The sequence below is a fragment of the Nocardiopsis exhalans genome (genome assembly GCF_024134545.1).
GTDB lineage: Bacteria > Actinomycetota > Actinomycetes > Streptosporangiales > Streptosporangiaceae > Nocardiopsis > Nocardiopsis exhalans.
The window spans coordinates 6,484,189-6,506,081 of the sequence record NZ_CP099837.1 but is presented as its reverse complement, the minus strand read 5'-3'; the positions used below and the strand labels follow the sequence as shown (position 1 = coordinate 6,506,081).

At 71.0% G+C, this 21,893-nt stretch carries 15 protein-coding genes; 6 read left to right on the top strand and 9 right to left on the bottom strand.

The window, feature by feature from the left end:
* Nucleotides 1–113: 113 nt before the first annotated feature.
* From NE857_RS28815 to NE857_RS28800, 4 genes are all read right to left on the bottom strand, one after another.
* The gene (locus NE857_RS28815; RefSeq protein ID WP_254418471.1) at nucleotides 114–719 is read right to left on the bottom strand and encodes a malonic semialdehyde reductase; all 606 of its coding nucleotides are present in this window, start codon (nucleotides 717–719) and stop codon (nucleotides 114–116) included.
* A 125-nt stretch (nucleotides 720–844) separates the two neighbouring features.
* A complete protein-coding gene (locus tag NE857_RS28810; RefSeq protein ID WP_254418470.1) occupies nucleotides 845–2,011 on the bottom strand; it encodes a glycosyltransferase in 1,167 nt (388 codons plus the stop codon).
* A gap of 285 nt (nucleotides 2,012–2,296) precedes the next feature.
* Entirely contained in the window at nucleotides 2,297–3,667 is a 1,371-nt protein-coding gene (locus NE857_RS28805; RefSeq protein ID WP_254418469.1) for a nucleotide sugar dehydrogenase, read from the bottom strand.
* A gap of 112 nt (nucleotides 3,668–3,779) precedes the next feature.
* Nucleotides 3,780–5,561 (bottom strand): glycosyltransferase family 4 protein, encoded by a 1,782-nt coding sequence (locus NE857_RS28800; RefSeq protein ID WP_254422127.1) that lies wholly within the window; start codon nucleotides 5,559–5,561, stop codon nucleotides 3,780–3,782.
* 265 nt (nucleotides 5,562–5,826) lie between these two features.
* Between NE857_RS28800 and wecB the strand changes: the two genes are divergently transcribed.
* The 3 genes from wecB to NE857_RS28785 all read left to right on the top strand — a co-directional run bounded on the left by wecB (nucleotide 5,827) and on the right by NE857_RS28785 (nucleotide 11,114).
* Entirely contained in the window at nucleotides 5,827–6,936 is a 1,110-nt protein-coding gene (gene wecB / locus NE857_RS28795) for a non-hydrolyzing UDP-N-acetylglucosamine 2-epimerase (RefSeq protein ID WP_254418468.1), read from the top strand.
* Nucleotides 6,937–7,056: 120 nt separating this feature from the next.
* Nucleotides 7,057–8,829, top strand: a complete 1,773-nt coding sequence (locus NE857_RS28790; protein WP_254418467.1) for a hypothetical protein — start codon at nucleotides 7,057–7,059, stop codon at nucleotides 8,827–8,829.
* A gap of 92 nt (nucleotides 8,830–8,921) precedes the next feature.
* Entirely contained in the window at nucleotides 8,922–11,114 is a 2,193-nt protein-coding gene (locus NE857_RS28785; RefSeq protein ID WP_254422126.1) for a glycosyltransferase, read from the top strand.
* Here NE857_RS28785 and NE857_RS28780 read toward each other — a convergent pair.
* The 3 genes from NE857_RS28780 to NE857_RS28770 form a co-directional block, all read right to left on the bottom strand.
* The gene (locus tag NE857_RS28780; RefSeq protein ID WP_254418466.1) at nucleotides 11,111–13,282 is read right to left on the bottom strand and encodes a SpoIIE family protein phosphatase; all 2,172 of its coding nucleotides are present in this window, start codon (nucleotides 13,280–13,282) and stop codon (nucleotides 11,111–11,113) included. The genes NE857_RS28785 and NE857_RS28780 overlap by 4 nt on opposite strands.
* A gap of 195 nt (nucleotides 13,283–13,477) precedes the next feature.
* Nucleotides 13,478–14,761, bottom strand: a complete 1,284-nt coding sequence (locus tag NE857_RS28775) for a sensor histidine kinase (protein ID WP_254418465.1) — start codon at nucleotides 14,759–14,761, stop codon at nucleotides 13,478–13,480.
* 65 nt (nucleotides 14,762–14,826) lie between these two features.
* A complete protein-coding gene (locus NE857_RS28770) occupies nucleotides 14,827–15,495 on the bottom strand; it encodes a response regulator transcription factor (RefSeq protein WP_017570862.1) in 669 nt (222 codons plus the stop codon).
* A gap of 361 nt (nucleotides 15,496–15,856) precedes the next feature.
* Between NE857_RS28770 and NE857_RS28765 the strand changes: the two genes are divergently transcribed.
* Both NE857_RS28765 and NE857_RS28760 read left to right on the top strand, forming a co-directional pair.
* Nucleotides 15,857–16,471: a hypothetical protein gene (locus NE857_RS28765; RefSeq protein ID WP_254418464.1), complete on the top strand. Its 615-nt coding sequence runs from the start codon at nucleotides 15,857–15,859 to the stop codon at nucleotides 16,469–16,471.
* Between the two features lie 164 nt (nucleotides 16,472–16,635).
* Nucleotides 16,636–17,112 carry a hypothetical protein gene (locus tag NE857_RS28760; protein ID WP_254418463.1) on the top strand — a complete coding sequence of 159 codons (477 nt, stop codon included), beginning with the start codon at nucleotides 16,636–16,638 and terminating at the stop codon, nucleotides 17,110–17,112.
* A 69-nt stretch (nucleotides 17,113–17,181) separates the two neighbouring features.
* Here NE857_RS28760 and NE857_RS28755 read toward each other — a convergent pair whose 3' ends face one another.
* The gene (locus NE857_RS28755; RefSeq protein ID WP_254418462.1) at nucleotides 17,182–19,326 is read right to left on the bottom strand and encodes a bifunctional metallophosphatase/5'-nucleotidase; all 2,145 of its coding nucleotides are present in this window, start codon (nucleotides 19,324–19,326) and stop codon (nucleotides 17,182–17,184) included.
* Nucleotides 19,327–19,709: 383 nt separating this feature from the next.
* On the opposite strand from NE857_RS28755, the gene NE857_RS28750 reads away from it, so the two are divergent.
* Complete coding sequence (locus NE857_RS28750) at nucleotides 19,710–20,201, top strand: hypothetical protein (RefSeq protein ID WP_254418461.1); 492 nt, start codon at nucleotides 19,710–19,712, stop codon at nucleotides 20,199–20,201.
* 569 nt (nucleotides 20,202–20,770) lie between these two features.
* Here the strand turns inward: NE857_RS28750 and NE857_RS28745 are convergent.
* Nucleotides 20,771–21,820 carry a serine/threonine-protein kinase gene (locus tag NE857_RS28745; RefSeq protein ID WP_254418460.1) on the bottom strand — a complete coding sequence of 350 codons (1,050 nt, stop codon included), beginning with the start codon at nucleotides 21,818–21,820 and terminating at the stop codon, nucleotides 20,771–20,773.
* Nucleotides 21,821–21,893 lie beyond the last annotated feature (73 nt).

Sequence of the window (21,893 nt, the reverse complement as noted above, 5' to 3'; positions counted from 1 at the left end):
GACGGTACGACGTCGGGAAGCCGGACGCGGGAGGTTTGGGGAAATCCGTGACCTGTGTGTGCGAAAGGGGGCGGGCGCCGCGCGGCGCCCGCCCCTCCATGGCTGTTCCGGGATCAGATCTCGGTGACGGCCTCTTCGTAGTCCAGGCGCGGGAGACGGTCGAACCAGGCGTCGGGGCCCGGCTTGCCGATGTTCATGACCACGACCGGGGTCTGGGTGGAGTCCTCGCCGAAGAGCTCCTTGCGGACGCCCTCGGCGTCGAAGCCGGTCATCGGACCGGCGGCCAGGCCGGCGGCGCGCACGCCCATGATCAGGTAGGCGACCTGGAGGAAGGCGTTCTGCAGCGCCATGGACTCGCGGGCCTCGACCGGCATGCCGGCGAAGTTGTCGCGCGCGTCCGGCATCACCGGGAAGGTCTTCGGGAAGTGCTCGTGGAAGGAGCTGTCCGCGGACAGGACCAGGGCCAGCGGGGCCGTCGAGGTCTTGGGGGCGTTGTTGCCCGCCATGTGCTTCACGAGGCGCTCGCGGGCCTCGGGGGAGCGGACGGCGGTGACGCGCAGCGGCTGGTTGTTCATCGCCGTGGGGCCGTACTTGACCAGGTCGTAGATGGCGCGCAGCTGCTCGTCGGTCACCGGTTCGTCGGTGAAGGTGTTGGCGGTGCGGGCGCTACGGAACAGCAGGTCCTGGGCGTCCTTGTGCAGGACCAGGGTGTCATTCATGGCGAAACCTCGGCGGTGCTCGTGCGGGTGGTGGGAGCCGTCGGGGGACGGCTACCGGTCCCAACCTAGTTGACTAGGAAGATATTTCCACCCAAACGATATGTGAGCTGCTTCACGGCCCCGAGTCACTCGCTGAACGCGCTGCGGCTGCGTCCTCCCTGGCGGGGAGCGCGCGGGCGGGGGATCCTGGGTGCGGGGCTGTTGGCCTCGGCCACCCACTCCTCCAGCTTCTTCACGAACAGCCGCGCCTGAACCGGCCAGTGGAACGAGGTCTGCGCGATGTGGTGTCCGGTACGGGCGTACTCGTGGCGCAGCGCCTCGTCACGGCGCAGTTCCAGTACCGCCCGGGCGGCCGCCTCGGGGTCCTGGAAGGGCACCACGGTCCCGGCCGGGCCCTCCGGTCGTTTGGCGACCAGGGCCGCGGCCATCGGGTTCGGTGTGGTGACCACCGGCAGCCCGTGGGCCATGTACTCCACGACCTTGGTGGGAAGGGAGTGCCGGTAGTTGTCGGTGTCGTGCAGCAGGCTGATCCCGGCCAGCGCGCCCGCGGCCATGCGCAGGGCCCGGTCGTTGGGCACGAAGCCGTACCAGTGCAGCGCGTTCTCCTGGTGGGCTTCGCGCAGCAGCGGACGGGTCTCGTGGTCGGCCCCGCCGATCACCTCCAGACGCACCCCGTGGTCGCGCAGCCGGCGGCCCATCTCGATCAGGTCGTGGGCGCCCCGGGCCCTGGACAGCTGGCCCAGGTAGACGACCCGGTCGTCGCCCGGCGGGCGGAGCGGGACCTCGGGGACGTCGGTGGTGTTGGGCACCACCGGGTGGTCGCCCCTGAAGCGCGGCCGGTACCCCTCCTCGGCGAGGATCAGGCGCATCCGGCGTTCGGCGCGGCGTTCGAAGCCGCGCACCACACCGCCGATCGGGCGGCGCAGCGGTCGCGGGACCCACGGCTTGGTGAGCAGTGCGGCGGGCGTGTCCTCGTGGACGTCCCACACCGTCACCGGGCGCTTGGCGGGCAGGGCCAGCAGCAGCTCGGGGTCGTGGAAGAGCAGGAGGTCGGCCTGCTGGGCCAGCTTGGCCAGTACGGCCCGGGCCGCCTGGATGGCGGACATCCGGTCGCGGCCGGAGGCGCGGGGCACGTCCACCGCGCGCACCCGGTCCCAGGGGATCACCCCGCACTCCCGGAACGGAGCCACATAGGTCACAGTGTGTCCGGCGTCCACGAGCGCTCGGATCTGGCGGTGCAGGATCCGGGCGTCCTCGGGGTGGTGCACAATCGTGGCCACAAGCGCGTGCATCGAGATCACCTACGTGTGTCACCGTTTGGTATTACTGGTCCGTATTCGATGATCCGCTCTGAAGGCGCGGTATCAGCTGCACGACACGGTATTCACCTGCGGAAACACACTGAGGAAAGCCGAGTGGACACGGGGGGTGATTCGGGTGAACCTTCGGTCGGGCGACGGTGAACGCGCGAAGGCACGCCGTCGAACGCCGTCTGGCGTCCGGGTCGACGTGCCTTGTGTTCGGCCTTGTACGCGGCTGTGCGGGGCCGCGCGGACCTGGCAGTCCCGAAGCGGTGGCTAGAGGGTCTGCACGCCCTCGCGCTGGACGTGGCGGCGGGCCTGGGTCGGAACCTCGGCCACGGACTCGGACTCCGGCTCGGACCGGCGCAGGACGCCCCGGGTGTCCAGGAGCAGCCGCGCGTACTCGGTGAGCAGCTTGGGCCGGTACTCGCTGTGGTCGGTGAGCAGGATGGTCAGGTCGGCGTCGGCCATCGCCTGCTCCAGGTCGGTCGAGCGCGGGACGTCCACCCCGTCCACCTGCCAGGACTCCACGTGCGGGTCGTGGTAGGTGAGCGTGGCGCCCTTGGCGGCGAGCTTGCGGGCCACCGGTCGGGCGGGCGACTCGCGCTGGTCGGCGATGTCGGCCTTGTACGTCACGCCCAGCAACAGGACCTTGGACCGCGAGAGGGCGAGCCCGGAGTCGTTGAGCAGCTCCTGGGCGCGCTGGGTCACATAGGCGGGCATCCGCCCGTTGATCTCCTGGGCCAGCTCGACGAACCGGAACGGGTAACCGAGGGTCTTGACCTTGTAGGAGAGGTAGTTCGGGTCGATGGGGATGCAGTGACCGCCCACACCCGGACCGGGATAGAACGCCTGGAAGCCGAACGGCTTGGTGGCCGCCGCCGCGATCGAGTCCCACAGGTCGATGCCCAGCTCCTGGCAGAACACGGCCATCTCGTTCACCAGGGCGATGTTGACGTGCCGGTAGGTGTTCTCCAGCAGCTTGGCCATCTCGGCCTCGCGGGTGCCGCGGGTGCGGACCACGGTGTTCACGAAGTGCTCGTAGAAGGCGGCGGCCGCCTGCCCGCACTCCTCGGTGAGCCCGCCGACCACCTTCGGGGTGTTGGCCACGCCGAAGGTCGCGTTGCCCGGGTCGATCCGCTCGGGCGAGAAGGCCAGGTGGAAGTCGGCCCCGGCGACCAGACCGGACTCCTCCAGCAGCGGCCGGACGACCTCCTCGGTGGTGCCCGGGTAGGTGGTGGACTCCAGGATCACCAGAGTCCCCGGGGACAGGTGGGCGGCGATGGCCTTGGAAGCCGACGTGACCGCGCCCAGGTCCGGTCCGCCCTCGGGGGAGAGCGGGGTGGGCACGCAGATGACGATGGTGCGCGCCGTGGCCAGGCACGCCGGGTCCGTGGTCGCGCTGAACCCTTTGGCCAGCATCGAGTTGACGTCATCGGAGGACAGGTCGTCGATGTGCGACACGGCTTCGTTGAGACCGTCGACCACTCGTGTACTGACGTCGAAACCGGTCACCCTCAGTCCTGCTGAGACGGCCTCGGCCGCCAGAGGTAGACCGACGTAACCGAGGCCGAGGACGACGAGGTCGCTGGCCGAGCCGGAGCTCTGCTCGGGGACAGTGGCTGGGTTGGAGGCTGCGGCATCCACTTCGTGGTCACACTCGCATTCATTTCGTGAACGGGCGTAAATATTCGAGGTTTGCCGTGGGACTGCCATTCGGAGTACTGGACGTCCGAGTCTAGGCAGACGTTGACCTCGGTTACGGATTCTGGCCTGGTCCGGACATTTTTCGAATAAGAACCCGATACGCCTGGTTGTAGCGGTATACGGCCTGGGTCCACGTTCGTTTGGCGCCGACACGCTCCTGACCTGCTCGGCCGTAGGACGTCCGCTTTTCATGACTGTAAGCGAGTTTTGTCAGCACATCAGCTAGACAGGCCGATTCGCCAGCCGGAATTAACTCACCAGACACCCCCGGTTCCACGATCTCTCGCAGTGCCGGGAGGTCACTCGCGACGACAGGGAGCCCACCGGCCATAGCCTCCACCGGTTTCAACGGCGTCACCAACCGACACACCCGTTCATCGAGCCGCGGGACGGCGAACACGTCCAGGGCGGCGTGGTGGTGCCGGACCCGGTCGGCGGGGACCCGCCCCGGGAAGTGCGCCGCACCGGCCAGCCCGAGCCGCTCGGCGCGATCGCGCAGCGTGGCCAGCTCCGGACCGTCACCGACGATCAGCGCGTGCGCGGACTCGCCCCGCGCGCGCATGGACGCCACCGCGTCCAGGAGCACCTCCAGCCCCTCGTAACCGAAGCAGCTGGTGGTGGTGCCGACCACGAACTCCTCCCGGCCGATGCCCAGCCCCTCCCGAACCCCGTCCCCCGGGGGCAGCGGTTCCAGGAACGACGCCTCCACGGCGTTGGGCACCACCAGCAGTCGCTCCCGGGGCACCCCGCGCGCCTCGATGTCGGCGCGCATGGCCTCCCCGAGCGTCACCACGAGGTCGGCGGCGAGCATGCACTCGGTCTCGCTCGCGCGTTCGGCCCGGTAGAAGGCGTCGTCCACGCTGCGCGAGGGGTCCCGGGACAGCCAGGACTCCTCCAGGAAACCCCGCACCTCGTAAACAACCGGGAGGTCGTACCGGCGCCCGAGCTCCAGCGCCAGCCGCGCGTTGTGGTGGTTGCTCGCCGCGTGCAGCACGTCCGGGCGCACCGCCTCCACCAGCTTCGACGCCAGCCGCAGCCCGGCTTCCAGCTCCTCGGCGTGGTCCCCGGGCGCCGTCCAGGGCAGTAGCCGGTGATAGGGGATCCCGTCCACGCGCACCAGCGTGCGCGCGTCCAGCTTTCCCTTGGTCAGCGGATACCCGGCCCGTGTGGCCACGTGCACGTCCATCCCGGCCTCACGCTGCGCGACCGCGATCTTGTGCGTGCGCTGGGTGTAGCCCGCGTTGGTATGCGGCAACGCGTTGGTGACCAGGTGCAGGACCCGCACCCCCGCCCCGGGCCTGGCCGGGTCCGAGGCCACCCGCTCCGAGGCCACCTGCCAAGTCCTGTCATCGTCCGTACCGGAGGTCGCGCCGACCGCCTCACCGGCCGTCCGCGCCGGTCGCTGAGCGTTCACCGTGTCGTCAGGCCGCGTTGGCGCATCGCGGGTTAACGTGAACCCGTGACGGTCAGGCGAAACGGACGGGGACGCGGGGACGGCGCGCCCCGTGGCCAGGGCCGTCCGGTGCTCCGCCGTAGTCCGATGCGGCCCCGGCGGGATGCGTTCGACCAGTTCACGCGCGGTGTCGGCGTCCCCGGCAGCCAGAGCCGCCGCGACCAGGCGCCCCACCTTGCGGGGCGAGGCGCCACCGGCCGCGGACACCAGCACCCCGCGTGCCTCCTCGCGTCGCCCCTGGTCCCACAGGGCGTAGGCGCGCGGCAGGGCACCCGAGCGGGTCGCCACGGCGCGGGCCGCACCCCGTACGGGGCCGGGCAGCAGCCGGGGCGCCAGCAGCGGCAGGCGAGCGGGATCGGAGCGCAGATGGTGCCAGGCCAGGGACGCGGTGAAGGTCACCGCCCTCGGCCACAGGACACGCGGACGCGGAACACGGGGTTCGGGAATCTGGGAGTCATCCACGGTCAGTCACACAACCACGTGGACGTGGCCAGGTGGTGACACCACGGCGACACGGACGGAACGGCTGGGGCAAGGAACTCCGTCACCTGACCCGTGTGCCCCATGACCGGCCCCGACCCGCCCAGCCGTCATCCGACCCACACCAGCACAGCAGTCACCCCACCAGAAGCAGAAGGAAGCAGCCGTGGCAACGAGTGCCCCTCTTGGCAGCCAGGACACCGGGATCGTCCACGTGGTCGGGGCCCGCCCCAACTTCGTGAAGGCCGCGCCGGTCGTGGCCGCCCTGCGCGGGCGGGGCGCGCACCAGACGGTCCTGCACACCGGTCAGCACTACGACGACCGCATGTCCGCCGTCTTCTTCCGCGACCTCGGCCTGCCCACCCCCGACGTCGACCTCGGCGTCGGCTCGGGCTCGCACGCCGCCCAGACCGCCGCCCTCATGGTCGGTCTGGAGAAGGAGTTCACCGCCAACACCCCCGGCATGGTCGTGGTCTACGGCGACGTGAACTCCACCATCGCCGCCGCTCTGGTCGCCGCCAAGCTCGGCATCCCCGTCGCGCACGTCGAGGCGGGCCTGCGCTCCTTCGACAACACCATGCCGGAGGAGGTCAACCGGCGCGTCACCGACCAGCTCAGCGACGTGCTGTTCGCGACCAGCCCCGAGGCCGTCGGCCACCTGGCCGCGGAGGGCGTCTCCCCGGACCGCGTCCACCTCGTCGGCAACCCGATGATCGACACCCTCCTGGGCAACCTCGACCGCTTCGACGCCGACGCCCTGCGCGCCCGCCTCGACCTGCCCGAACGCTACGTGGCGGCCACCCTGCACCGGCCCGCGAACGTCGACGACCCCGCCAACGTCGCCCGCCTCACCGAGCGCCTGCACGAGATCGCCGACCTCACCTACGTCGTCATGCCCGTGCACCCGCGCGGCAAGGCCGCCTTCGACGCCGCCGGACTGGGGGGCCACCCGAGGGTGCGCCTGCTCGAACCGCTCGGTTACCTCGACTTCGTCGCGCTCACCCGCGGCGCCGCCGCCGTGGTCACCGACTCCGGCGGCGTCCAGGAGGAGACCACCATCCTCGGGGTCCCCTGCCTTACCCTGCGCCCCAACACCGAACGCCCGGTCACCATCACCCACGGCACAAACCAGCTGGTTACCGAGGCCGACCTCCTGCCGACCCTCACCAAGGTCCTGGACGGCCACACCGGAGAGCGGATCGGCGACGTACCGCCGCTGTGGGACGGCCGTTCCGGGGAACGCATCGCCTCCGTCCTCACCCGGTGGTCCCGGTGACCGGCGTGTTCGAGGTCCCGAACCCCCTCCGCGCGGGCGCCCCCGGGCACCTGGACCGACCGACGGGCACAGCGGTGCCCCGACCCGAGGTTTTCCGAACCGAGCACAAGGTGGCAGACCGTGAAACGGCGTGAACAGAGCCAGACCGAACAGCTTCGGCAAGCCCTTGCCGAGCGCGAGGCCCAGCTCCAGGAAGCCCAGGCCCGCCTGGCCTCGCTCGAGGGTTCCACATCACTCCAGGTGGGCCGTGCGCTCACCGCCGCCGCCAAGCGCCCCGGCCGCTCCCTGGTCAAGCTCCCGCGCGACCTCTACCGGCTCTGGCGGCGCAGCGGCAGCACCAACCACACCGCACGCCGCCGGGTCGAACCCGTCCGCTCCTTCGACGCCGAACGCCAGGAGGCCCGCCTCCTCACCGGGCTCAGCGGTGGCCGTGAGGACCTGCTGGTCGTCGCCACCGTCCTCGGCCCGGCCGTGGCGAAGGCCGTCGACCCCTACCTGCGCTCTGTGCCGCTGCGCCCGCACGACGCCCAGATCGTCATGGACGCCGTCGACGTCGACCTGCTCCTGGTGTCCTCCTCGGCGGCCGCGCCCGGGTCGCCCTGGGCGCACGCGGGCGACCCCGCCGCCGTCGACCGCACCCGCGCTCTGCACTGGGTCCTGGAGTCCGCGGCCGCCCGCGGCATCCCCACGGTCCTGCTCGACGACGCGCCCGCCCCGCCCGCCCTGCGCCAGCTCGGCTTCGACCGCGTGCACAAGGGTGACGCCGGGGTGCCGCTGCACCTGTTCAACCCCGTTGCCGCCGAACTCGTCTGCGGGCCCGAGGCGGTCTTCGTGCGCACCGCACCCGACCAGCCGGTCCCCGACGTCCTCCAGGACCTCGGCGTGGGCGTGGTCGACGCCGACTCCCCGGGCCTGCCCGACGCCCTGCGCGCCGCCAACGTCGCCGTGATCCCCGAGTCCGGCCACGGCGACCTGCGCCTGCGCCGCCGGGCCTGGGCCTGCGGCACCCGGGTCATCACGCACCCGGCCGTGCCCCAGCCCGACACCGAGGACCTCGCCGTCAGCGTGCCCCGGCTGCGCGCGGAGCAGCCCACCCCCCGCGAGGTGCGCGCCATGCTCCGGCAGGTGTTCCTCGACGAGGCCGCCCCGGTCCGCCTGGCCGCGCTCCTGCACGGCCTCGACTTCGCGGCGGGCACCCCCGGCACCGAACTCCCGTTGAGCGGCCGCGGCGTCGCGGTCCTGGCCGACCCGGCCTCCGAGGCCGACGCCGAACGCCTGGCCGAGGACCTTCTGGGCTCCCGGCTGCGCCCGGCCGAACTGGTCGTGCCCGACACCGCCGCCCGGATGCCCGGTGTCCAGCGCCTGCGCGCCGAGGGACTGACCGTGCGCACGGTCCGCTCCACCGCGCCCGACACCCCGGAGGAACTCACCCGGGACCAGACCCGTTCCCAGGTGGGCGGCTTCCCGCCGCAGCACTGGGCGGCCCTGGCCGAACGCGCCACTTCGCCCTGGTCACACCTGTGGTCTGGGCCGGTCGGCCGCCACCGGCTCGCCGACCTCGCCTGCGCCGCCGAGTGCTCGGATGCCGACGCCGTCGGCACCCCGGACACCCCCGAAGGCGCGGACAGCGCGGCGGCCGGCGGCGCGGCACTGGCCGGGGCGGGCGAGCGGGGCTTCTTCGACCGGGACACGGGGGGACGGCAGTATGTCTTCGTCACCTCGGTCACCCCTGAACTCGCCCGCACCGAGCTGCTGCGGCGCGGCTGGCCCCCGGCGGAGTGGAACCGGCGCGGCACCCGCCTGCTGGCCCTGGGCCCCGACCACGGGACCGGGGCAGACGGCGACAACGAGGGCCCCGCCCACGCCGACGCCTCGACGGGTGCGGTCGGGTGAACAGCCATCCGTCGCCCTCCCGAAAGTCCTCCGTGGGCCACCCATCAGCATCCGAAGGGAAGAACGTGAGCACACCTCCTCCGCGCGCACTCTTGTACGGGGACGTGGACCTGAACATCATCGACGGCTCGGCGATCTGGGCGCAGTCGATGGCGCAGGCCCTGGCCGCGGCCGGATGCGAGGTCACCCTGCTGCTCAAGGCCCAGGTGCGCACCGACCGGCTCACGGCGCCCCTCACCGAGACCCCCGGGGTTCGGCTGGTCCGTCCCTACGAGGACAAGATGCTGTCCGACCTCGGTCCGCGCGGGCTCACGCCCGAGCAGGCCGTGGAGCTCATGGGCAGGCTGCACGCCCGCAAACCCTTCGACCTCGTGGTCGTGCGGGGCCGCCGCCTGGCGGGACTGGCCGCCCAGGAGGAGGCCCTGGCCGGCCGCCTGTGGACCTACCTCACCGACTTCCCGCACAGCGTCGGAGAACTCACCGCCACGGCCGCCGCCGAACTCACCGACATCGCTCTGGCCTCCCGGTTCGTGCTCTGCCAGACCGAGGAGCTGCGCGCGTTCCTGGAGTCGACGGTGCCCGCCGCCTGCGGCCGTTCGGTGCTCTTCCCGCCGGTCGCCGCGGTGCCCGAGGGCGTCACCGCCGACGGCCAGACCCACGCCCGTACCCGGCTGGCTTACACCGGCAAGTTCGCGCCCCGCTGGAACACCCTGGAGATGACCGGGCTCCCCGAGGAGCTCTCCCGCCTCGGAGTCGACTCCGAACTGGTGATGATCGGCGACAAGATCCACGCCGAACCCGCCGACTGGGCCAAGCGCATGCGCAAGGCCCTGGAGAGCACCCCGAACGTGGACTGGCGCGGCGGTATGGCCCGGGCCGACGCGCTCCGCCAGTCCGCCGAATGCGACTTCGGACTGTCCTGGCGCGACCCCGACATGGACGCCAGCCTGGAGCTGTCCACCAAGGTCCTGGAACTGGGCGCCCTCGGCCTGCCGGTGGTGCTCAACCGCACCCCGATGCACGAGGCGCTGCTCGGCGCGGACTACCCGCTCTTCGCCGGTGAGGACACCGCCTCGGTGGCCGCGGTGATCGCCCGCGCCTACCACGACCGCGCCGTGTACGCGGAGGCCGCCGAGCGCTGCCGGGCGGCCGCGGCCGAGCACACCCTGGAGCGGGCCGCCGAACGCCTGCGCGGCTACCTGGCCGAGACGATCCCGGCCGCTCCCGCGGGCGCCGACCCCGAACGGCCGCTCAAGGTGGTCATCGCCGGCCACGACCTCAAGTTCTTCACCCGCCTGGCCGAGTACCTGGACTCCCTGCCCGGCCTCGACGTGCGCATCGACGAGTGGGAGGGGCTGAGCACCCACGACCAGTACCGGTCCCGGGAGCTCGCCGGCTGGGCCGACGTCGTCATCTGCGAGTGGTGCGGGCCCAACGCCCTGTTCTACGCCAAGTGGAAGCGCCCCGACCAGCGGCTGATCGTCCGCCTGCACCGCTTCGAGCTGTACGCCGAGTGGCCGCGCCGACTGGACATCGGCAAGGTCGACGCGGTGGTGTGCGTGAGCCCGCACTACGCCGACCTCACCCGCGAACTCACCGGCTGGCCCGCCGACAAGGTCGTGGTCCTGCCCAACTGGGTGGACGACCGCCAGCTCGACCGGCCCAAGCTCGCCGGGGCCGAGTACTCGCTGGGCATGATCGGCATCGCGCCTTCGCGCAAACGTCTGGACCGCGGCCTGGACGTGCTCTCGGAACTGCGCCGGATGGACCCGCGCTACACGCTGTCGGTCAAGACCAAACAGCCGTGGGAGTACTGGTGGATCTGGAACCGACCCGAGGAGCGCGCCTACTTCGAGCGGGTCTACCGGCGCATCCAGCGTGACGAACAGCTGGCCTCCGGGGTGATCTTCGACGGCTTCGGCCCGGACGTGGCCACCTGGCTGCGCCGGGTGGGGTTCGTGCTCTCCACCAGCGACGACGAGTCCTTCCACCTGGCACCCGCCGAGTGTGCGGCATCCGGCGGCGTCCCCGCGCTGCTGCCGTGGCCCGGGTCGGACACCATCTACGACCCGCACTGGATCCACGACGACCCGGTCGTGATGGCCGAGGCGATCCACGCCACGGTCTCGGAGGGTCGGTTCGCTGAGGAGAGCGATCGGGCCCGCGCCGAGGTGACCTCGGTGTACGGCCTGGAGCGGGTGCGCGGCCTGTGGAGCGACCTGGTGGTCCGAGGCGGGGTTCCGGCCGGGCGGGGTTCCACCGCTCACGCCGGCGCTGGGGGTTAGCGGCTGTCCCGGGGCGGCGTCCGCGGACGCGCGGGAGCCGTCTCCCAGGTCTCGGTGCGCAGCACCATGAGCGCGATGTCGTCGCGGCGGTGCGTTTCTGAGAGCGCTGCCCGGGTCAACTCGTCGACGACCTCGTCGATCGGTCTGCGGGACGCTTCCGCGAGCCGGTCGGCGAGGTCTTGCTGGGCCCTCTCCAGGTCCACACCGGGGCTTTCGACCAGCCCGTCGGTGTACAGCGCCAGCGTGGCCCCCGGGTGGAGGGTGAACTCGCTCTCGGAGTAGTCGGCCTCCGCGTCGATGCCGAGCAGGAGGCCCTCCGGAGCGGGCAGGACACGCCCCCCGGACTCATCGGCCAGGATCGGGGAGGGGTGCCCGGCATTGGCCATGCTCACCCTGCCCGTCGCGGGGTCCAGGCACAGGTACAGGCAGGAGGCGAACAGTTCCGACTCCATCAGGCACAGGAGCTGGTTCACCCGTCGCAGCACAGCGCCGGGCCCCCCGTCCGAAGTCGTGGCGTAGGCCAGCAGGGCGGTGCGGAGCTGCCCCATGAGCGCCGCGGCCGAGACGTTGTGCCCCTGGACGTCGCCGATGGCCGCGCCCGTGTTCCCGCCCAGGGGTATGAGGTCGTAGAAGTCGCCGCCGATGTCCATACCGTCGGTCCCGGGCAGGTACCGGGTCGCCACGGAGAGTCCGCGCACTTGTGGGGTCCACCGGGGGAGCAGCGCGTCCTGGAGCCCGTGTGCCAGGCCGAGCTTGAAGTCGTACAGGCGGGCCCGCTCCAGTGCCTGGGCGATCAGGCCGCCCAGAGCGGTGAGGACGCCTCTCTCCTGCACGGAGAACGTGTGCTGGTCGGTGAAGGCGAGCACACACGTGCCCGCCGTCCGACCCGAGGTGACCAGCGGGAGGAAGGCCCAGCCCTCCAATCCGTCCTGGATATGGACGCCCGGGTCGGGGTAGGCGGAGCGGAGGTTGTCGGCGGACCGGAAGAAGCCCGGCACCCCGGTGACGGTGGTCCGCGCGACGGGGGCGCGGGTACGGGAGGTGCTCTCGTTCAGGAGCTCCAGGAAGTCCGGGTCGAACCCCCGCTGTCCGAGCAGGAGCAGCCGCTGACGCCGCTGGTCGTGCCCGAACAGGGCCAGGGCCGAGGCGCCGAAGGTCGGCATGATCTCTTCGGCGACGATCCGTACCACGTCGGTCACACCGGCGGCCTCCGTGAGCGCCGAGGCCAAGTGCAGCACGTGGTAGAGGAAGCCCGTCCTGGTGGGGGAGCGGGGCGCGTCCTCCTCGCTCTCCGTCCCGGCGTCCGTCCAGTCGACCTCCGTCGGGGTGATGGCGACGGTGACCCCCGTGTCGTCGGGGTACAGGCGGAAGGAAAGCCAGCGGTCCGGGGGGTGCAGCGCCACGAAGTTCGAGGGCACCCGGCTGAACACGGTCGCCCGGTAGCGGTCCTCGTAGGCGGGGTCGTTCAGCCACGGCAGCGCGGCCCACGGAGTCCGTCCCACCAGTGCCCCGCTCGGCGCCTCCAGGAGCTCGGAGGCGGTCTCCGAGACCACGGTGAAGCGTCCGTTGGTATCGAGCGCGCAAAGCCCCTGGGGTAGGCGTTCCACCATCTCGGTGAAACCGGCTACGGGAGTGCGGGAGCTGTGCGGCGGGTCCGGGATGATCGGGGTTTTCGGGGGAACGATCGGGGCTCCCAGATCGCGCGAGCGTTCCAGCACCCTCGCGAGTTCCCGGGCGGCGCTGTCCAGCTCGCGCACCCCCTCCTCGGGGACCTCCGGGTTCTGCCTGGAGCGCCCGATGACGAACAGCGCGCCGTGGACCGCGTCCCGGTCACCGATCGGGTAGGAGCCGATGGAGACGTCGTAGGGCAGCACCAGCGCGATCCTCGGGTAGCTGCGGGCGAGCCCGGCACTGGCGGGAACCCAGACCAGGCCGCCCGTGCGGATCGCGTCGGTTACGGGCAGAGCGGCGTCGGGGCTGACCGTGTGCCAGGCGTGCAGGAGGTCGGGCGGCATGCCGACGAGGACGGCCATGCGCAGCGCGGAGGACTCCGCGTCCCAGAGGTAGACACCACCGGCATGCGCCTCCACGGCAGCCATCGCACGGCGCAGGCCGTCGATCAGGTCGCCGGGACCCGGCAGCGGGCCAACGGGCTCGGATCCGGACATACGTCCCCCTGGATGCGGGTGTCCCCGGGAGTGTTCCGCGGATGCTCTCGCTGGTGTCGGCGTAACACGCTCTGAACTCGAAGATACGCACTCCGGCTTCCGCAGCGGGTCAAGTGCGTGTCAGGCGTGTGCAGTCCGCGAGGGGAGGGGGCCGTGCGGTCGGGCCGGTGGCCCGGCGAACGCCTCGGCGTCAACCTAGACCGGGCCGGTCATTTTCGACAGCCCGCCCGCTCCGGCGGGCAGGAACAGGGCGAAAGTGGTCGGCCTGGTCTGCACGAGCTCGACGCGGGCGCCCTCGGACTCGGCGATGTGGCGGGCCAGGGCCAGCCCCAGGCCGGTGCCGCCGCCCCCGCTGACCTCGCGCTCGAAGATCCGCCCGGACAGGTGCTCGGGGACGCCCTCGCCCTCGTCGCTGACCTCTATGCGCACGGACTGGCCGGTGTCGAGGCGGCGAATGGTCACGGTCCCCGCGCCGTGCTTGTAGGCGTTCTCCACCAGGGTGGCCAGTATCTGGGCGAGGTCGGTGGGAACGGTCATGGCGGTCAGTCCCGGGTCACCGGTCACCAGGAGCCTGCGCTGTTCCTGGTGGAAGACCGGGGACCACTCCTCCTGGAGGTGGTTGAGGACCGGGTCGAGCTCCACCGGCTCCACCTCGGGGTTCTGGCTCTTGCGGGCGCGGCCGAGCAGGCTTTCGACGGTCTCGACGAGCCGTTCGGTCTGGGCCAGGGCCGCCTCGCCCTCCTCACGGACCACCTCGGGGTTGTTGGCCTCGGCGATGATCTCCTCCAACCGCATGGTGAGCGCGGTCAGCGGGGTGCGCAGCTGGTGTGAGGCGTCGGTGGCGAAGTGGCGTTCGGTGGCGATGAGGCCGGCGATGCGTTCGGCGCTGCGGTCCAGCACCTCGGCGACGCGGTCGGCCTCTGGGATGCCGTAGCGATGGCCCCACGGTGTGGTCACCCCGGAACCGAGGCGTTCGGCGGTGGCCGCGAGGTCCACCAGCGGCAGGGTGAGTCTGCGGGCCTGGAACATCGACAGACCCACGGCGACCCCGATCGCGAGCAGGGACAGCGAGGCGATCCCCAGCCAGGCCCGGACCACGCTCTCCTGCACGTCCTCGCTGCTGCTCCACACCTCGACCCGGGTGAGCTCGCTGGTGGTGATGGACGCTTTGATCAGCGGCGGGGAGTCCGCGGACTCCGGGTTCAGGGCAGGGTCGCCCGCGGTCACCGCCGGCCCGTCCGCGGGCGTGATGAGCACGAACCGGTCCGGGTGCTCCCGGTCGAACCCCGCCAGGTCGATCTCACCGTGGCGCTCGAGCATGTTGTCGCTCTCGACACCGATCAGCTCGGCTTCGCCCTCAAGCTGCCGACTGGCCTCGTCGTGCACCAGTTTGTAGGTGAGCGCACCCAGGGGCAGCCCGAGCAGCATGACGGCGATGACGGTCACCACCAGGGTGGAGAAAACCATCCGCCTGCGCATGTCACCTCACGTCCGTCCGACCCCCGGGGCGGTCGACCGGCAAGCGCGTCGAACCCAAGGTCGTGTCAGTCTCGTTCGAACCGGAACCCAACGCCCCGGACGGTCGTGATGTAGGAAGGCTGGTTGGCGTCGTCCCCCAGCTTGCGGCGCAGCCACGAGATGTGCATGTCCAGGGTCTTGGTCGACCCCCACCAGTTGGTGTCCCACACCTCCCGCATGATCTGTTCCCTGGTGACCACCTTTCCCGCGTCGCGTACGAGCACGCGCAGCAGGTCGAACTCCTTGGTGGTCAGCTGGAGTTCGCGCTCGCCCAGCCAGGCGCGGCGCGAGTCGTTGTCGATCCGGACCCCGTGGACCACCGGGACCTCGGCCCCACCGCGGCGCAGGAGCGCACGGACACGGGCCAGGAGTTCGGCGAGTCTGAAGGGTTTGGTCACGTAGTCGTCGGCACCGGCGTCGAGGCCGACGACAGTGTCGACCTCGTCCGCTCGGGCGGTCAGGATCAGGATCGGCGTTCCGTGACCCTCGGCGCGGAGCCGACGTGCCACCTCAAGGCCATCCATTTCGGGGAGTCCGAGATCCAGGACCATGAGGTCGATGTCTCCCGCACGGGCGCGGTCGAGTGTCTCAATGCCGTTGACGGTCACGTCTACCGTGTAACCCTCGCGTCGGAGTGCGCGCGCGAGAGGCTCGGAGATCGAGACATCGTCTTCGGCCAGCAAAACGCAGGTCATGGAGCCGATCGTAGGTCCAGGGTGGCGCATTTCCCTATTATGCGCGCCGGATGGCCCAAGGTTGGCCGAAAATACGCTAATCACATACCGGTCAAATGGTGTAAATGGCCACCATGGGCCTTTTCTTTGCACGTTCTTGGTGAAACTGGGAAGCTGGAACGTGAGGGTGCGAGAGTGCCCCTCAGACGAACCTTCCCGGAGACAGAGGAGCTCGCACGTGAACCCCAACCCCCCGCCCTACGGCGGAGGCGAATTCGGCTTTCCCACGCAGGGCCCTCCGCCGGGACCTCCACCGGGCCCTCCGCCGGGACCTCCACCGGGCCCTCCGCCGGGACCTCCACCGGGCCCTCCGCCGGGATCCGTGCCCGGCGGCAGGTACGGGACCGGGATGGTCGCGGTGCTCGCCGTCATCGCGGTGTTGGCCGGTGCCTCGTTCCTCGGTGGCGGCCTCGCGCTCGGGGGCGTGGTCACCGACCGGTTCGCGGCCGACCAGGAGCCCGAACCGGAACCCTCGCCCACCGAGTCCCCTTCTCCGTCTCCCCCGCCCGAGGATTTCCCGAGCCCGACCGAGGACCCCTTCCCCAGCCCCGATCCCACCGAGGAGCCGACCGAGCTCCCCACGCAGGAGCCCGAGGACCTGCTGTCCGCGGAGGAAGTGGTGGCTGGGCTCAGCGGTGACTACGACCTCAACGCGGGCATCGACATCACCGGTGACCTGTGCGACGGCGACGATGACGTCTTCGTCTGCACCAGCGCCGTGGACACCAACCTCGCCCGGATCATCGCCTTCGACAACATGTTCACGGCCACCATCGTGGTCGCGGGCCTGCGGTCCCAGGTGGAGGAGGACGACAACGAGATGGTGGACGTCCAGGAGGCCTGCCACATCGTGCTCATCTGGTTCGAGGACGGCTCCATGGACCAGGCCGAGCGCGACGACATGGCCGCGGACACCGAGTCCCTCACCGAGTGCTGACGGGCCTCCTGGTCGCATGCCGAGTCATTGCGTGCCCATTCTGTTGCTCTGAGTGACAATGGGGGTGTTGGTGGTGGTTGACGGGTCTCGGGACCCCGGCCCCCACCCGACCTATCCCTACATCTCGGACCCCGAACCCGGTCCGGGGCATACGAGGAGTGCTGATGGCCAGGCGCGACGACACGGCTGGGAAACGACACGGATCCAAGGACCGGCGGCGTGCGGGCGTGCGGTTGGGCACCCTGGCCGCGCTGGTGGTGCTTCTTCCAGTCGCCTTCGCGGCACCGGCCGCCGGAGCGGCCGAGTACGCCGTGGCCGAGAGGGCCGAGAAGGTGGAGAGGGTCGAGGAGCGGCGTGCCGGGGTCGCCGGTCTCTCACACCGCCACTACTACTCCACCTGGCGCGACGCGCGGACCTACTGGTCGCAGGAGAGCCGGTATCCCACTGGCGGCTGGCTGTGGGCCGGGCGCCACTACTACTTCTGCCAGGTGGAGGGGGAGCCCCACTCCGACGGCGAGGGCTACTCGACCTGGTGGGCGCTGACCGACGACCACACCGGCAACCAGGACGTCTTCGTCAGCGCCACGGCCTTCCGCGGGCACGAGCCCTGGAAGCCGATCGAGGGTTTGCCGCGCTGCTGAGACACAGCGAAGCGGGCCCGTCCGAGGTGTGCTCGGACGGGCCCGCCGTGTTCGGTCAGGCCCGCGGACCTAGCTGTCGAGCTCGCCGACGTCCGTGGCCGACTTGCGCTTGCGGCTCAGGTAGAGCGCGCTGCCGCCGGCACCCGTGGCGACCACCGCGGCGATGATCAGACCAGCCAGGGCACCACCGGTCACCGGCAGGGAACCGGCCTTGTCGTCCTTGCCGTCCCCCTTGCCGTCGGAGCCGCCCGGCTTCTTGTCATCCGGGTCGCCGGTGGGCTTGTCGGTGGGCTTGTCGGTCGGGTCGGGTGTACCGCCGCCGCTGCCGTTGTCGTCGTCATCGTCGTCACCGCCGCCGTTACCGGGGGGCGTGGTGGCTTCCTCACCGATCACGATGCGGCCGGAGCCGCCCTCGGGATAGTCGGCGGCGGTGATCTGACCCATCAGGGTTTCGGTGACGAAGTGCTCCAGAGCGCCCTGGTAGGTCGTGCCCACCACGGTGAAGTCGGCGTCCCGGAACGGGTACATGTCTCCACCGCGGGCGGAGAAGTCGTTGGTCGCGATCGTGATCGCGTCACCGTCCACGACCTCGCCGTCCTCGACGAGCACAGTGCCGTCGTGCAGGACCGCGTGCCGCACACGCTCACCGGGGGTGGTCACCTCGCCGTCCTCGGTGACCACCTGGGCGGTCCGCTCGGGGTCGTAGGCGAAGTTGACCCCGGCGACCTGCATGAAGCCGCCGTCGGCGGCGGGCGTGGCGGCCACACCGCGCTCCAGGAGTTCCTTGACCTGGCTGCGCGGGAGGCCCGGGACCACGGCCACCTGGTTGGCGAACGGGGCGATCGAGTAGGTGTCCAGCGCCGACAGCGGACCGGCCGGGATCAGGGAGTCGTTGCGGATGCCTCCGCCGTTCTGGATGCCGATCTGCGGCTCGGTGACGCCGTACTCCTCGGCGTTGCGCTTACCGGCGTCGAGCAGGGAGTCCGCCATCAGGTTGCCCAGGTTGGTCTCCTGGGTGCGTACCCCCGGGTCCCGGCCGCCGTCCAGGGCCACCTCGCTCTGCGCGATCTCGGTGTTGCCGAGCTCCTTCACGTAGTCGGCGACCGGCTTGGTCACCTGCGCCTCGACCTCGGGGTGCGGCTCGACGGCGTCGTCACCGGTGCCGGAGACCCGGACCGGGCCGGAGCGGTCACCGACCGAGGCCAGGTCGCCGTTCGCGTCGAAGTTGAGGACCAGGCGGCCGACGTACTTGTAGTCGGAGCCCGCGGTCACGATGGGCACCTCGGCGCCCTCGGCATCGTCCACCCACAGCGGGTAGGACAGCGGTGCGCCGGTACCCGGGTGGACGGTCACCTCGTCACCGGGGACCAGGGCGTCCTCCGGGTTGGCCATCACCTCGTGGCCACCGCCGGAGACCACGGCGTCGACTCCGGTCAGTTCCCGGGCGACCCGCTCCTCGTAGGTGATGTTCTGCAGGTGGGAGATCATGATGATCTTGTCGACCCCGTCGGCGGCCAGCCGGTCCACCTCGGCCTGGACCGGGCCGACGACCTCGTCCAGCACGACGTTGCGCGGGCTCGAGATGGTGGCGAGCGCGGGGTAGAGCGCGCCGACGATACCGACCCGCACATCGTCCTCGACGTCGACGACCGTGCTCGGGGCGATCCGGCCCGCGGCCTCCAGCGCCGCCAGTTCGGGCTCACCGGACACGTCCACGTTGGCGGCGACGAACGGGACGTCTTCGGGCACCGCACTGATGAATTCGGCGTAGAACTCGGGGCCGAAGTCGAACTCGTGGTTGCCCATGGAGATCGCGTCGTAGCCCGCGTAGGAGGTGGCGATCGCGTCGTAGAAGGGCGCGCCGTCCTCCAGCGAGGCGGAGAGCTCCGGGCCGGGCAGGTACATGTCACCGGAGTTGACGGCGACCACACCGCGGTTGTCGGACTCGTCGTCACCGGCGCCGGTGCCCGCGGCCTCGTCGTCACGCAACTGGTTGATCAGCGTCGTGTAGCGCGCGGCTCCGCCGAATTCCGGATCGGCGGAGGCGTGCAGGAGGGCGGACTCGGGGTCGTTCCCGTGCAGGAGGGTGAGAGTGAAGGCCGCGTCGCCGTCGGGGGTGTCCATGGGCGCGGAGGCGCTGGCCGTCGGCGCGAAGGGCACCACCAGCGCGCTTGTCAGGATCAGTGCGCCAGATGTGCGCACGAGTCTGGACATGTCTGCTGTGACTCCTTTGGGGGATCGTGCGGGGTTTCCGCTCTGAGGCGTGAGGGGCCAGAGTTTGTTCACCCTAGATGGGGACAGGTGTTGGAGCACGGGCCTGGGGGTTACGATTTGCAGAATCTCCCGTGTGCAGGCAGTTTTCCAACTTCCGCGTGTCGCCGAAGGTTACGGTGTGCGTATTTCGGTCGCCCTGAGTAATGATTTTCGGTCTGTGTCGTCGGTCGGATCCGCCCCCGGGCTCGCACCGCCGCGACCACGCGCCCCTACCATGGAGGGGACAGTCGGCTCGATTCCCTCGGAGGACGTTCGTGTTTCCCTCTGGCCAGGACCCGTACGACCCCAACGCGGGACAGAACGGGGTCCCCTCACCGCGAGGGATGCCCGACTTCAACGCACCGCACTACGAGGCGCTGCGTCCTGACGCCCCCATGCCCAAGCGGGTCTCCACCGTGCGCACCCTGATGTACATCGGCGGTGTCTGCGGGATCCTGATGTCCCTGCTCTTCGTCATGGGCCTGTCCGCCTCTCCCGAGGAGATGCAGGCGGCGCTGGACGAACAGACCGCGATGGCCGCCGAGCAGGGCGTCGCCATGGCCTTCGACCTCGACATGATGCGCTCGTTCATGGCCTTCGGGGTCGTGGTGACCGGGCTGTACGGCGCCCTCTCCTTCTTCATCGCCTCTCGCCTGCGCAACCGTACGGTGGGAGTCTTCTGGGCCACCATGCTCTTCCAGGGCGTGGCCGGCGGCATCCTGCTGTGGGGTCTGCTCGGCGGTGAGATCCTCATGATCGTCCCGCTCGGCTTCGCCGTCACGATGCTGGGCTTCATGTGGGCCAAGGAGAGCCGCGCCTACTACGGTCTGCTCTAGGGCGTGTGCGGCGGACACTTGCCCTGCGGCGCGTCGCCCCAGCGGCACCGTCGCCGCGTTCTCGTCAGTCGACAGCCAAACCCGGGCGGGCCCCGCTGTGCGACGCTGCGGAGCTCGCGTAGCAGTGCACAGTAGGGGAACTCCTTCCTCGGCCTTGCGCCAGCACCGCCCACCCGTCGCCCGCCACCACCCTCAACGGACGCCTCCGGCGCAGTGGCCTGTTGCCCGTCGCCCGCCACCACCCTCAACGGACGCCTCCGGCGCAGTGGCCTGTTGCCCGTCGCCCGCCACCACCCTCAACGGACGCCTCCGGCGCAGTGGCCTGTTGCCCGTCGCCCGCCACCACCCTCAACGGACGCCTCCGGCGCAGTGGCCTGTTGCCCGTCGCCCGCCACCACCCTCAACGGACGCCTCCGGCGCAGTGGCCTGTTGCCCGTCGCCCGCCACCACCCTCAACGGACGCCTCCGGCGCAGTGGCCTGTTGCCCGTCGCCCGCCACCACCCTCAACGGACGCCTCCGGCGCAGTCCTCTTTCCGCTCGCGGACGGGCAGCGTCCACCGAACACGCCCTAGCCGCGCCCCCGCGGAGGCAGGGGCACCCGCACCGCGACCTTGGTCCACTGGCGCTCCAACAGGGCGCGCACGGCCCGGGTCCCGGTGCCCGTCACCGGTTCCGCCGGAGCGCGGACCCCGCCCTCGGGGCCTTCCAGGGCCAGGACGGCCCGGAGCAGCTCCGTGGTGCCGGGCCGGTCGTCGGGATCCTTGCTCATCGCCGCCGCCACCAGCCTTTCCAACCCCTTCGGCAGGTGCTGGAGGTCGGGCTCCTCGAACTGCACCCGCCGGGACATCTCCTGGGGCGCGGCCGTCCCGAACGGGTCGTGCGCGGCCGAGGCGAACGCGACCGTCGCACCCCACAGGAACACGTCGGACTTCTGCGTGGTGGGCTGGCGCTGGTACTGCTCGGGGCTGATCCACCCCGGGGTGCCGAGCTTGTCGCGCTGCTGGGCGAGGCGCTCGTCGGGCAGGGAGTCCGGGGAGGGCAGCTTGAGGTCCCGGTAGGCCCGCCGCATCCGCCGCAACCGGATCCACTTCGTGGGGTCGGGATCCTCCACCGCGTGCGCGATCCCGAAGTCCAACAGTTTCGGCCCCTGCCCCGAGAGCACCACGTTGCTGGGCTTGAGGTCGCGGTGCACCACCCCGGCCGCGTGGATCGCGCGCAGCGCCTCGGCCACCCCCACGGCCACGCCGAGCAGCATGCCCCCGCGCAACCGGCCGAACCTCTCCACGTGGTGGCGCAGGGTGGGCCCGGGCACGTACTCGGTGATCATCCACGGCAGCTCGGCTCCCACGTCCGCACGTACGAACCGGGCTACCGAAGGGCTGTTGACCTTGGCGAGCAGCCGCGCCTCGTGCGCGAACCGCTCCCGGAACCGGTGGTCGCGCGCCTGGGCCGGGTGCACCACCTTGACCGCGAGATAGCCGTGCACCCCGGGCGAATCGGCGGCGTAGACCGTGCCCATGCCGCCCGAACCCACCCGCCCCCGTACCCGGTGACCGCCGATCTCCCGGGGGTCCCCCGGCTCCAGCGGGGCGAGTCTGCGTACACCGCGTGCCTTCATGGGAACTCCAACCGACCGTGGGGGAGGGACGTGCCGGATCCTATCCGCAGACCCCTCGCCGGGATCGGACCGC